General features: G+C 28.7%; 17 protein-coding genes. 3 read left to right on the forward strand and 14 right to left on the reverse strand.

The genetic code is table 11. From position 1 onward, the window contains the following. The first annotated feature begins 170 nt into the window (after positions 1–170). The 3 genes from IC219_RS18675 (at position 171) to IC219_RS18685 (ending at position 2,152) form a co-directional block, all read left to right on the forward strand. Positions 171–614 carry a hypothetical protein gene (locus IC219_RS18675; protein ID WP_227437160.1) on the forward strand — a complete coding sequence of 148 codons (444 nt, stop codon included), beginning with the start codon at positions 171–173 and terminating at the stop codon, positions 612–614. Positions 615–980: 366 nt separating this feature from the next. Next, complete coding sequence (locus IC219_RS18680; RefSeq protein WP_021382772.1) at positions 981–1,787, forward strand: ParA family protein; 807 nt, start codon at positions 981–983, stop codon at positions 1,785–1,787. After that, on the forward strand, positions 1,787–2,152 hold the full coding sequence (locus IC219_RS18685) for a hypothetical protein (RefSeq protein ID WP_227831787.1): 366 nt from the start codon (positions 1,787–1,789) through the stop codon (positions 2,150–2,152). Before IC219_RS18680 ends, IC219_RS18685 begins: the two co-directional genes overlap by 1 nt. Positions 2,153–2,317: 165 nt before the next feature. On the opposite strand, the gene IC219_RS18690 is transcribed toward IC219_RS18685, so the two are convergent. The 14 genes from IC219_RS18690 to IC219_RS22100 form a co-directional block, all read right to left on the reverse strand. Beyond that, positions 2,318–3,115 (reverse strand): N-acetylmuramoyl-L-alanine amidase, encoded by a 798-nt coding sequence (locus tag IC219_RS18690; RefSeq protein ID WP_227831788.1) that lies wholly within the window; start codon positions 3,113–3,115, stop codon positions 2,318–2,320. Next, positions 3,115–3,372: a phage holin family protein gene (locus IC219_RS18695; protein WP_227831789.1), complete on the reverse strand. Its 258-nt coding sequence runs from the start codon at positions 3,370–3,372 to the stop codon at positions 3,115–3,117. Before IC219_RS18695 ends, IC219_RS18690 begins: the two co-directional genes overlap by 1 nt. Before the next feature lie 12 nt (positions 3,373–3,384). After that, the gene (locus IC219_RS18700; protein WP_227831790.1) at positions 3,385–3,615 is read right to left on the reverse strand and encodes a hemolysin XhlA family protein; all 231 of its coding nucleotides are present in this window, start codon (positions 3,613–3,615) and stop codon (positions 3,385–3,387) included. Between the two features lie 136 nt (positions 3,616–3,751). Further along, positions 3,752–5,395: a glycine rich domain-containing protein gene (locus IC219_RS18705; protein ID WP_227831791.1), complete on the reverse strand. Its 1,644-nt coding sequence runs from the start codon at positions 5,393–5,395 to the stop codon at positions 3,752–3,754. 299 nt (positions 5,396–5,694) lie between these two features. Next, a complete protein-coding gene (locus IC219_RS18710; protein ID WP_227831792.1) occupies positions 5,695–7,563 on the reverse strand; it encodes a glycine rich domain-containing protein in 1,869 nt (622 codons plus the stop codon). Between the two features lie 147 nt (positions 7,564–7,710). After that, positions 7,711–7,878, reverse strand: a complete 168-nt coding sequence (locus tag IC219_RS18715; RefSeq protein ID WP_227831793.1) for a hypothetical protein — start codon at positions 7,876–7,878, stop codon at positions 7,711–7,713. Next, positions 7,878–8,171: a hypothetical protein gene (locus tag IC219_RS18720; protein ID WP_227831794.1), complete on the reverse strand. Its 294-nt coding sequence runs from the start codon at positions 8,169–8,171 to the stop codon at positions 7,878–7,880. The genes IC219_RS18715 and IC219_RS18720 overlap by 1 nt, the downstream gene beginning before the upstream one ends. 15 nt (positions 8,172–8,186) lie before the next feature. After that, positions 8,187–9,995, reverse strand: a complete 1,809-nt coding sequence (locus IC219_RS18725; RefSeq protein WP_227831795.1) for a hypothetical protein — start codon at positions 9,993–9,995, stop codon at positions 8,187–8,189. A 16-nt stretch (positions 9,996–10,011) separates the two neighbouring features. Next, positions 10,012–10,791 (reverse strand): phage tail protein, encoded by a 780-nt coding sequence (locus IC219_RS18730; RefSeq protein WP_227831796.1) that lies wholly within the window; start codon positions 10,789–10,791, stop codon positions 10,012–10,014. Continuing rightward, complete coding sequence (locus IC219_RS18735) at positions 10,792–11,409, reverse strand: putative phage tail protein (RefSeq protein ID WP_227831797.1); 618 nt, start codon at positions 11,407–11,409, stop codon at positions 10,792–10,794. A 1-nt stretch (position 11,410) separates the two neighbouring features. Beyond that, entirely contained in the window at positions 11,411–12,463 is a 1,053-nt protein-coding gene (locus IC219_RS18740) for a baseplate J/gp47 family protein (RefSeq protein ID WP_227831798.1), read from the reverse strand. Further along, the gene (locus IC219_RS18745) at positions 12,456–12,887 is read right to left on the reverse strand and encodes a DUF2634 domain-containing protein (RefSeq protein ID WP_227483716.1); all 432 of its coding nucleotides are present in this window, start codon (positions 12,885–12,887) and stop codon (positions 12,456–12,458) included. Before IC219_RS18745 ends, IC219_RS18740 begins: the two co-directional genes overlap by 8 nt. Continuing rightward, complete coding sequence (locus tag IC219_RS18750) at positions 12,887–13,213, reverse strand: DUF2577 family protein (RefSeq protein ID WP_227483717.1); 327 nt, start codon at positions 13,211–13,213, stop codon at positions 12,887–12,889. The genes IC219_RS18745 and IC219_RS18750 overlap by 1 nt, the downstream gene beginning before the upstream one ends. Positions 13,214–13,227: 14 nt before the next feature. Further along, a complete protein-coding gene (locus IC219_RS22100) occupies positions 13,228–13,341 on the reverse strand; it encodes a C40 family peptidase (RefSeq protein WP_227861665.1) in 114 nt (37 codons plus the stop codon). Positions 13,342–13,347 lie beyond the last annotated feature (6 nt).

The raw sequence follows: 13,347 nt of genomic DNA on the forward strand, positions 1-13,347 counted from the left end.
GTTACAATATATAGTATTCTAGGTATTTATAACTATTATAGCTATGAATATCTATTTTGTAATTATGATAAAAATTTAATAAAAAATTTTATATAAGTGTCCAGAAATCACTTCTTTATTCGTTATATATTAAGTAAAAAATAATAAAAAGCAAATGAAGGGGTGATTTTATGGTTTGGAAAAAAATGATTATAAGTAGTATGTGCGCTTTAATATGTTCATCAGCAATTGCGATGCCTATATTTGCTGATGAATATAAAGACAAGAATATTGAACAATATTCAGCTGTAGACTATATAGATGATACTATGGTAAAAATGTCTTATATTAAGTCTGGTACTTGTACTTTAAATATTTCAGGAAACACAGCGAGAGTAATCTGTTCCATTAGAGGTTCATCAAATGTGAAAAGTACATCAATTATTGCTAGGTTACAGAAAAGTAATGACAATGGAAAAACATGGTCAACAATTCAAACTTGGAATGCTTCAGGAAATAGTTCATGTACTCTTTCTAAATCAAAAACTATAGGAAGAGGATACTACAGAGTTCATTCTACAATAAAAGCAAATTCTGAAAGCAAAAATATAGTAAGTAGTGAAAAAAGATATTAAAAAAATATTGCATACATAAGATGAGGTGACTATAAATAATATATCTTGAATGGCCAATTATATTAATTCAGTCTGCTAATTTTCTATTATTAATAATAATACTTATACTTGTAATTGATATTTTTAAAAAGTAATAAACTTCAGGTAATTTTACATATAACACAAATATAAAAGGAATAGATAATATCTATTCCTTTTATATTTGTGTTATCTTTGAGTAATTGAGTAAAACTTATAAATAAATTGTTTTATAAATTATATGATAAATTATTTATAAGTTTTATATAATTTTTTTACAAAAAACCCGAATGTAGTCGGAAGTGTGATATAATATCATATATCAATAGAACTCACAGGAGGATTAAAATGAAAATAGTAAGTTTATTTAATGTAAAAGGTGGGGTTGGGAAAACGACATTAGCATATCTAATGGCTCTTAATTTATCAAAAAAAGACAAAAAAATACTTATACTTGATGGAGATACCCAAGCAAACTTTACACAATTCATATATAAAATAGTACATAATAAAAAAACAATTCTAGATGCATTTAAGGATGATATAAGTGCAGAAGAATTAATAATAAAATCTCCATTAAAAGATTATCCAAATGTAGACTTAATACCAAGTGATTTATCTTTATCTGTTTTATCAGAGTATTTAACTATAAAAACTAGTAGAGAGAAAGTTGCTTTTAAGTGGTTTAAGAAAAATATTTCTACGCTTAAAAATTATGATTATATATTAATAGATTTATCTCCTTCATATGATTTGATTGCTAGAAATTTCTTATTCATTTCAGATAGTATTATTACTCCTCTTGAATTTCAAGATATAGCAAGTATAAGAGGTTGTGAACTATTTTATCAAAAATACAATGAAGATCTAGAAGATATGGGAGAAACTAATGAGGCAAAAAGAGCAGTTGTAATAAATTCTTTTACTTCAAGAAAGTTAACTTCTGGAGATATATTTATGGATTATTTAGATAGGTTTGATAGTATAAAAAAAGATTTATCCGATGTAAAAATAAGTGAAAGCACTATAGTAAAAAATTGTGTGCTAAATAAATTAAGTATAGATGACTATTGTAGGAAGATAAAAAAGGCTCATAAAGTTAGAGAAGAATTAAATGATTTAATAGAAGAGCTTACTAATAAGGGGGTATTATAATGAGTAAATTTGAATTAGAAGAAGAAGAAATATCTATACCTAAAAAAGACTATAAAAATGAAATCAATAAAGAAATTGAAAATAAATTTAATGAACACACAGAACTTCAAGGGATAAACTTGCTAGATTTAAAAGAAAACAAAAAGACTAAAAAAGGACAAGTTACATTATATATTGATGATGAGGATTTGAAAGTATTAAAGACTATAGCACACCTTAAAAAGACTACATTAAATAAAGTAATAAATGAGTTTATTAGGGCTAATGTAAGGGCAACTAAAGAGCATTTACCAGAAGAATTAAACATAGATAAAATAGCAAAGGAATACGATAAAAGAAATAAAAATAAAGGACCTAGAAAATAAGTTATTATTTAAATTCGAAAGTAAGTATATTATAATTTAAATAATAACTTATAATATACATTAAATATAAAATTTATAAATAAGTATAGAAATAAATTGTTATATAATTTAATATACAATGTATGAACTAAAATAGTTTATACATTGTATATTAAGAAAATTAAACTATTTATTTATAAAATTTAAGGCTTTATGAAGAGTATCAAATCTATCGGCACCTTTTAGAGCTGTATATTTTTCTTTGCTCAATGAGCCGATCTTATTACATGCTCCTGTTCCAACAACATATAAATTTTCAGTTTGATATGGTTTGTAATTTTTTATATCACAAACTAAACATTCTTCTTTTTTATAATTCCAAGAAATTACTGTTGCTGATATTTTATCAACTTCTCCATCATAAATGACTGTATGTTTATACATTTTATTTTCACCTTTAGCATTTATGTCTTTATTTAATATACCTTCTGCTATTAATTTCGCAACTATATCTTTATGCCTAATATAATAGTCTGTATCAGCTTTACTATCTACAAAGCATACTTCTATTAATATTGCTGGTGCCTTAGTATGTCTAAGCCAATAAAGATCTCTTACATCTATTTTAGGGCCTCTATTTTTAAATATAGTTGATAACTTTGAATTAACTCTTTCAGCATATACTTTCCCATTATTTGTTTTATATAGTGTTTCTGTTCCCATAGGGTTTAAGGTTGTACTATTTGCGTTAAAGTGGATTTGTACTGCTAAGTCTATGTCTTGTTTATTGGCTATTTGACATTGCTCAGAAAGATAATTATTAGACTTATCAATTTTACCAGTGTAAACAGTTGCGTCGCCATATTTTAGCCATTTTACTATTAAATCAGTTAAGGTTCTATTTTCTTTTCCTTCATCTATATATCCAACTGCTCCTGTACCTTTTCCTGATAGTGTATGTCCTGGTACTATCGCTACCTTCATTATTTGTCACCATCCTTTAGTTGTTTGTAAACTTGATTAGCTCCTATTGCTACTCCCCAACATAAAATACCTTGTAAGATTGAAGTTGGTTTAAATCCTAACATCCATATGGAAAATGTTATACCTAATACAAGCAATATAACTGGAATATATTTATTATCTAACTGTTTGTATTTCTTAAATCCAAATCCTAATACATTAAGAGCAACTACCAATAAAAGTAATCGCTCAGGAATAAAACTTATTAAATTATTCATTTATTTTCCTCCTTAAAATATTCCTTTTTGAACTGCAAATATAAAGAATCCTATTAGAGTTGTAATCATTGTACCAATTAACCACTTTAACATACTTGTAAGTGAATTTAAGTTTTCACACAATGCTTTTAACTCTGCTTTAGACTCTATATTTGCTATCTTTAAATCATCTATTTCTTCTCCATGTTTATTTATTCTTATTTCATGGCGCTTTAAATCTTCTTTGAAAAGTTCTTCATTCATGTAAGCCTCCTTAATAAGCATAAAAAGAGGGCTTAAATAAGTACTAAGCCTTCTTTTATTGCATAAATATAAGTAGATAATATACTACTTTTTTATTTACAATATTATTATGTGTAAACTATTAAAACGTCTAAATTTAAGTATATCTAATAGCAATATATTGTTGTAGTTTGCAATTATATGCATAAGAAACCTTATTACAATCAAGTTTGAAACCATTAGAAGTAAAAGTTATATTATTATCATAATAAACATTTCCATTTTTATTAGTCTGAAGATAATCTTGAATAAACAAAGGAATCTGAGTTTTACCACCAATACCCCAATATTTCCTTCTACCACCACTGCTTTCATTGTAATCATACATTTGATAGATAACAATATCTGGTTTAAAATCTAAAGAAACGTTAATATAACAAGAGCCTGAGTTTGCAGAGTCTTGAGTCATAGCAAGGTTACCATTAAAAGTAGCTATTTTCCCAATGTGACTCTGAAGATTTGTTATTTGATTATTAAGTTGGGTTATAGTATTATTTTTTTCTGTAAGTTGATTTTGTAACTTTTCTATATTAGTATCAGAGATATCAAAAGAAGTTTTTATTTTCTCTGATAATTCAACAAAAGTATTGTTTAAACTAGATTCAATGTTTTTTAACGATAGTACATTTGTTATAGAGGTTTTACCATTTTTTAAACCATCCTTTATCTCAGTGACTTTGCTTGTTATATTATTTAGAGTAGCATCGTTTTCTAATGGTACTATACTCTTGCTTATGCTTACAACTTTTTCAGCAATTGCGCTAACATTATCAGTAGCAATTATCTTTAATGTATGTAGTGCATTATCTTCTAAAGTGTAGTTAATAGTTTTCTCCTCATAAAGATCTGTTGTTATAGTTTCTTTTAATATATCATCTATAAAAACTTCTATTTTTTCTAGTGAAGTTTTATCTGTATGATTAGCTTTAAATGTAGCCTGAGCAGATGAATAAGAAATTATATCTATAATAGGAAATGCTTGTAACAATGTTATTTGCGCATAGCCATAATCACCATTATCATTACCTCCAGTAGTTAGAACTGGATTTTCCATCCAATATTCAGATGTAGGTGTATATTGTTTAGGTTTGTAACTATCCTTAGTTAGAACATAACCACTACCACCACCAGCATTAATAGCAATAGAAGAGGTTTTTGAACCACTTGCGCCACCAAACCAACCGCCACCACCACCTACGGTCTGATTAGAAAAACCACTAGCAAGACCAAAATTTCCATCAGATGAACTACTATTTCCTCTGCCAGCATCATATTGTGTAGCACCAGGAGAAAAAGAATTGTTTCTGCCATTACCATTATCGCCTTTTTCTCCACCACCATTACCATCACTATATCCTATAACAATTCCACCACCACCACCAGCAACAATTATACGAGAGTAGTATCCTGGCGAATAATTCCATGTACCACCACCACTACCAACAAGTCTTATATCAGTAGCACCACCACCATGTACAATTGAACCTGAACCTCCTCCATTAAAAGAGCATAATATACTATTAATACCAGTGGCACCACCATATTGACCAGTATAAATATATAATGTTTTTTCTCTTTTTAATGTTAGTTCTCCACTAGCATATCCACCTTTATTCTTAGTACTAGTGAGGTCAGCAATAACACCACCGCTTGCACCCCAACATTCAAGTTTATATTTACCAGGTGGTAATGTAACAGGTTGACCCTCTGCTTTGTAATTGAATTTGTATACTTTTTCCACTTAACTCACCTCTTTCTTAATCTATATAGTTTTATTGTACACAAATATAAATATATAAAAATCTAAAAAGTGTAGATAGGATTTAGGCAAAATGTAAGTGAATTTATATATTTTTTTGAATGTTTGCAAAGAAATTTAAATTTTCACATAATACCTTTTACTCTACCTTAGACTCTATGTTTACCATACTTAATCTGTAGATATCTTTTCTATATTTTATGTCTCTTGAAATCTACTTATAAAAAACTTAATTGTTTGTATTAAAATAAGACTTAGAAATTACCTAAGTCTTATTAATATTATTTTATGTAATTAATAACTCCATATATTTTTGCATTTGCTCCACAGCTATAAGTTTTACCAATGACTCCTCCAACATAGTATTCAAAATAAAAATAATCACCTTTTTTGATGTCCGTTATTTCTTTGTCAATAGAGTTAGATTGATCACATGTAAATGAATTAATAACCTTACCATTACTAGTATGTTTAAAATTTATACGTATTTCATTATAACCACTCCCAGATGTATTATCTTTGTGACAATCAATATGAACTTTAATCTTGTTAGCATCATTAAGAAAAGTATACCCAAGCCAATAAGTATAATTACTAACACTACCACCACCTCCAGGAGGATATGTAGAATTAGCTATTTGGCTTGTAAAACTTTCTTGTTTTATTATGGAGTTTGTACTATAGCTATATGTAACTGAATATAATTCTTTTATAATATTAGCTATTATTTCCCAAGGGTCTTCGATTGTAACTAACTGTTGTTTTTTAACAAGAGTATCTACAATTTTAGCTTTATTTTCATTAATATAAGTAGCTAGTTCTGAAAAAGTATTTTCTTTAGTTGCAGGTAAACCAATAGCATTTGCAATCAATTCTTTTCCTTTATTTGTTTCTTGAAAAAATGAATCTGCACTATCAAAATAGTCTTTTACTTTTTCAGATAATTCAACAAATGTATTGTTTAAGCTTGCATCTATATCCTTTAATTCTAATACATTTATAATACTTCTTTTTCCACTTTTTAAACCATCTTTCATTTCTTTGATTTTATTAGTTATATCTTGTAGAGTTGCATCATTTTCTAATGGCATTATATTCTTACTTATACTTACAACTTTTTCAGCTGTAGCATTAGTACTGTCTGTAACCACTATTTTAAGTGTGTGCAGTGCGTTATCTTCTAATGTATAATTAATTGTTTTCTCTGATGCTAAATCTGTTGTGATTGTTTCTTTTAATACATCATCTATAAAGTATTCTATCTTAGTCAATAATGTAGGGTCTGTGTGGTCTGCCTTAAATGTTGCTGTAGTAGAGTTGTAAGAGGATACAGTTAAAAAAGGTAATGCTTGAAGTAATGTTATTTTAGCATAACCATCTGCTTTTGTAGTATTGCCTCCTGTTGTCATGACTACATTTTCAAGATAATATTCAGATGTTGGTATATAACCAGGTGGCTTATAGTTATCTTTAGTTAGTGCGTAACCACTTCCACCACCTGCACCATATCTAGTTTCACCTGCTCCACCATACCAACCACCACCTCCACCTACATCACTATCACCACCACCTTTACCAAATGAACCACTATGTACTAAAGCTCCACATACACCACCTTCATATTGTGTCCCACCACTTGAAAAATTACCATCATTACTAAAACCTCTACCACCTATAATGCCACCACCATTACCACCTAAATAACTTCTTTGACTTGCATTAGAAACATCAGCTTTAGTAGCTCCACCACCACCAGCTACAAGTATACGTGACAACAAACCTTTTGAATCATTCCATGGCGTACTACCATGAGGAAGTCTTATATCTGTAGCTCCACCACCAAAAGATGACCATTTAAATGCACTATTACCAATTCCATTACCTTTTCCACCACCATTATAACCACTTCTAGTAAAAGATGAATCACGAGGAACTTTTTCAAAGCCCGATTGACCAACACAAATCAACAAATCAGTTTTCTCTTTTAGCGTAATTTCTCCTTTAGCATAACCTCCTTTAGCACACTCAGTTCTAGTGTCGACACCAAATGCACCTCCACTAGCGCCCCAACATTCTAATTTATATTTACCAGGTTTTAATGTTACACTTTGTTCACTTCCTGTATAATTAAATTCATAAACTGTTGCCATTTAATCCACCTCTTTCTTAATTTATGTTTTCATTGTACCTAATTTTAAAACCATAAACGTCTGCAAAGTGTAGATGAAGTGTAGGCAAAATGTAAATGAATTTATATATTTTAAGAAATAAAAAAGGAACATTTCCTATATTGTAGGTTATGCTCCTTCTACTACTCCACTTTCTCTAATTATATAATCCTCTACTGCTTTTCTGTACTCCGTGTTAGTCACGTCATCTAATTTAAATTCTCGATTTTTCAATGGATTTAATCCTTTGTTTAATATTCTCTCTGCTAATATTCTTACTACAATTTCATTTATCATTATAATAATCCTCCTACTTTTTCATTTTCATTTAATAAAATCTGATTTTCTAACTCTTGTATTCTCTTTTCCTCATCTGTTATATATACTGGTATTTCTTCTAAAATTGGTTCTTTTGTCTCTATATTTATACCTATAACTCTGTTTTTAGCATAATCAATACTTCCATACGGAACATCAATACAATGTAATTCTGTTATTTCATCATGCTCTAATAAATCACCTGTTGCTTCTCCTGTTTGGAGTAATATTTTACCTGTTTGGTCATAGATTATTCTATTTGCTCTATTCACTTTATCACCTCCTAATTAATAAATTTTAATAGCACGCCAAAAATAAGTCGCATCAGCATTAACAGCAGTAAAAGCAGGTATATGAATAAGATTATCAGTAAATTTAACATCAAGCTTATTGTTATAGTAAAGACCATGAGAAGTAGTAGTATAATCATTATCAGTGGTTTTCAAATTTATATCACAAGTAAATACAAAATCTTTATTAGAGAAAGTAGGTACATCACAACATGCAAAAACAAAGAGTTTGTTTTTGCTTTTAGTAAAGCTATTAACATAATCACACTCAGCATAAAAAATATTAGGCTTAAAACTTAAATTGCTAATAGTAATCCAATTATAAAATTGTTTTTCATATGCTGCATTGTATACAAGAACTTTCTCAACAGCACCTGTATAAACGGAATCAGTTCGTCCACTAGAAACCTTAAATCTAGTATTTAGCTGTGTTATAGTGTTATTAGCCTGTGTTAACTGGTTCATCAAATCTTGTACGCTAGCGTCTGATGAACTAAATGCTGTTCCTATCATTTCTCCTATTTCTACTAGTGTATTATTTAATGTAGCATTTACATTTTTTAATGCTAATTTATTAATAATATGTGTTTTTCCATTTATAAAACTATTTTTTATTATTGATACAGTATTTGCTATATCCTCAAGTGAATCATCAATTTGTGGTGGTTGTACTCCGTTTGACACACTTACTAACCTTTCACTTGCTCCATTTGTATCTGTTACTTTTATCTTAATTGTGTGTATTGCATTATCTTCTAATGTATAGTTAAATGTTTTTTCTAGATATAAGTCTGATGTTATAGTTTCTTTTAGAGTATCATCTAAAAATATCTCTATCTTATTTAAATTATTATCTAAGTCTGATACTATAAATTTTACTTGTGTACTATTAAATTCATTTACTGTTATTTGAGGTAAATTATTGCTCCTAGTAAATGTATATATTCTTGAACTTGCTCCATTGCTATCTGTTGCAACAATGCGTATTGTATTACTAGAACCAATAGGAAGAGCCAATATTCTTTCATCCGTTAGCACAATTTCTTTTTCTCTATTTTTTTCTATATTTGTGATATTTTCTAAAATAGTAGAATTAAGTTTAGTAACAACATTTACAGTATCTCTATAGTCTAAGTCGTTTACTGTGTACTTTAAAGTAAATCCCTTGCTTTTATTGCCTATATTTTCATCTGTTCCACTTATGCTTGGTGCATTATTAGATTTTGTAAATGTATAATTTCTATATATAGCAGATACCCCATAGCCACCTGTGACTTCTATTTTAATCTTGTTGGTAGAGTTTAATTGAAGTGACAAGACAAGGGAGTCGGGTACATTTATAGTGTATTGAGTATCTTTTACTGCTTGCTTCGTATCAAATAATACATCATTTAGATATGCTTTTACTGTGTATGTGTAACTATCTTCATTTGTTATTGTGTAGTTTATACCAAACCCTCTACTCTTAGAGCCAAGCGAACCATCTACTCCACTTATACTTGGTGTAGTAGATTTATATTGACATTCTATCGTAAATTCTTGTGTATAACGTTCGCTTCCTCCACTGTCTGGGGAAAAAAGATACGTATAGATAATTTTATAGCTATTACCTGGATATACTGTAAATTTTGCTGTTCTACCCCATACAATAGTTTCCCCATCTGGCAATTTACATGCCAACATTGTATATAACCCTCCAGGTCCCCACGCTTTTTCTTTGCAGTAGTCAAAAGGATATATTATTAAAGAAGTTGATGGTTTTTCTATTGTTTTAAGTTGTGGAACAATTAATCCCGGAAAATACATCTAATCACTTCCTTTCTTATATTGGTAACATTTCTTTTAAACTATTTATTAAACTAACTCTAGTTGTATTTACACTAGTACTTAACTCATCTAATGCCCCTTGCACAGTAGTAGCAGTAAGATTACTTGTTGCATTATTATAACTTGTTTTATCTGCTGTTGTTTCTATACTATCTACACTAGTTTTTACCTCATTTAATGCACTAATTATATTTGTTTTATCTGTTGTTTCAAGTAGTGTTGTATCTCCTATTTTTTCATTTAACTCTGTCTTAGTAGTTTCTATGTTGCTTGTTAACTCCGCTTTAGTTGTATCTATTTTAGTGTCTAACTCTTGTATATCTTTAAGTGTTGCTAGTATAACAGTTGGGTCTACTTTTAAATTTACACTTGAAGTATTAGATACTACTAAAATAATTTTTATAACTAAGTCTTTTACACTTCCACTATCAGCAGTTGGTTTATATGTTTCAGGATATTTAGATACTGCAATTAATTGATTTAACGAGTCAAATATACCTACTTCCCTTATCATAAATCCACCAACGCTACCTGGTATTACAGTTTCTATTACTATCCAGTTTGGATTTTCTTCATCTACTTTTACATTGTTTACAGAACCTTCCCAAACTACTTTTTTAAGTGTTGTCTGTTCTTCTGTTGGATTATATTCTGTTCCTGCTCCATCGCCAAGTTGTAATTTAACTAAATCTACTTTATTGCCAAGTGCTGTAGCATTTGCAATAGATGCCTTACCTACCTTTGTTAAAAGGGTATAATATTTTTGTTCTGCCAATTATATCACCTCCTGCTTTGGGTATAAAGTTACTTTTTCCATACTCCTATCATTACCTGTAGCTATAGTTAATTCTCCAAAACTTTCAAAGTTTGTTGGACTGTAAGGATATATAGTAACTGTTTCACCTGTATTCATTGTAGAACCCGCAAACATGTCATTTTTATTGAATAAAATCATCTCGAATTTATGTTCAAGATGACATGGTTTTATTTCTTCTATTTTCTTGTCTAACTCCAAGATAGTGTTATAATTACAATTATTTGTTATAAAACTAAGTGTAAAACTAAATAGATTACTAAGTACTTCTACATCAACATTGGTTTTTGCGTAAGCCTCTGAGATTGCCTTTATAACTTCTATTGTAGTTGTACCCTTACCTCTTAATTTAGCTTTTACATTACTTCTTCTAGTATCAAAATCCAACTTAGAATTTGTTTTTATTTTTAATAGATCTTCCCAATCGTCAAGTCCCCAAGTTGCTGTATCTATAAAAAACTGATCTAATAAATCATTCTTTTCATCAAGTAATGTTAGAAGTTCATTTTCAAGTGCATCTTGAATTTGTATATCAATTTCATTGTTTGCAAAACTTGGTAAATGGTCAATTAACTTCAATTTAACTCACCTCGATATTAAATGTAACATTTGAAACAGCAGGAACTTTTTCTTCATCAACTATTATGTTTTTAATATCTTCATTGATAAGTAGATTTTTTATATCATGCACTCCTTCTATGCTTGCTAATAAACTTATTATTTTTATATAAATAATCTCTCTTGAATTTTCTATTAAATAAGAATTTATAATATCTAAAAATACAACTTTTATGGATTCAATATCATATCCATTTTCAAGTGTTAAAGTCGCACTAATAGTAATATCAAAAATACTTGGTGTAACAATTGTAACAGTAGGTCCAATAGGTTTTTCTTCTTCTATATGTTCAGCACATCTTTGTAATACTTCATTGTCAACTGATTGATTGTTTTGACCATAAATTAGAATTTTAATTGTACCTGGTCCATCCCAACAAGGAATTACTTTTGCATTATAAACACCTTCAACCTCTAAAGCCCAAGACTGGTAATGTGCTTTATTACCACTTGTGGCTTGATTTTTTTGTATTTTATAGAACCTTTCTTTTAATTCTTCATCAGTTTCTATTTCTGTTCCACCCTTTAGGTCCAGTTCATTATAAATTTTAGTTACACCATTTATATTGTCTATAAGTTTAAATTCTGTGTTAGCTGATAAATTGTACTTAACGCCAACCTCCAAAGCCTGTATAGGGCTTACATTTAACTTACTATTTTCATCTATTGTAATATCTTTAATAACTACAAATAGTAAATCACTGTGAGATACTATTGTTCCATTTGGTATTTGAGTTCCCATTTTGCCTTCAAATGTTACTTCACCTATTGCTTCTGTACCTAACTTTCTATATACTCCAAATTCATTGACTCTTCTATCGAGAAAATCGTCAAAATTATCTTGAATAAAAACTCTTTTATGTATATAAGAAAGTTCTATATATAACTGTGCAAGTTCTGAATTAACAGGTGAAACTATATTATAAAGAGAAGATCCTTGACCTTTGTAAAGAGGAAGGTCTATGTTATTTAATGTTCTATTATTTAAGGTACTAAATGTTTGGTTATCATACAAAAGTAATCTTCTCCTCTCCATAGATTGTTTTTATATTCAAATTTATAGATAAATTATCATCCTTAAATTCTGTATTTGTTACATTAACTTCTAATATATATGGATTAATTAAGAGTGCTTCTTGTATATACCTTTTTGCTTCACTTTCAGTAAGGCCTTTAGTATACTTTTGTCCTATGAGATTTTTTATATCTGTTCCATAATCCCAAGTGTATATTAAATGAACATACTTATCTGTCTTTATAGTTTTATAAATCCATACTTTGATTGCTTCATTTCTTTCAACTACTTTAAAGTCTCCATTTTCAATTATCTTTTCATCTTTTTCAAAATTCCAAGCAAATTCCTTGAAAATAGGTAATTCTTCATTGGATGGAGAAGTATAATCATCTGGAACACCCATGAAAGGGAAGATTGTACTCATTATAAACTCACCAACTTACTTACAACAGCAAATTTCTCGCCTATTTTAAACATTATTACCATATCTCCAGATTCGAGATTATTAATAAAAGGATTTTTTATATTATGTTTGTGTTCTTGATTTATTTCTGTTTCAAATGTTTCTATCTGACTATTAAGTATCCAACTATCTATTAAAAGATTTTCTTTTTCCAATAAAAGAGTATTTATCTCTATCTTTAAATCTGGCAATTTATCTTTAACTTTACCAATAAAAAAAGAAGGCTGATTATGATATTTACCTTCTTTTCTCATTATTCCTATAAATTCATTAATTGGATCTGCCATTTTATCACCTCTTTTTATAAAACTCTTCGAGCCGTAGAAAAGTTTTTAGTGTAATAACTACTGCTTGTTTTGCTTATTTTAACTACATCACCTGTTTGTGGGGCATGTAGAAATTCTCCATTACCTATATATAA

The sequence above is a fragment of the Clostridioides sp. ES-W-0018-02 genome (genome assembly GCF_020658175.1).
Lineage (GTDB): Bacteria > Bacillota > Clostridia > Peptostreptococcales > Peptostreptococcaceae > Clostridioides.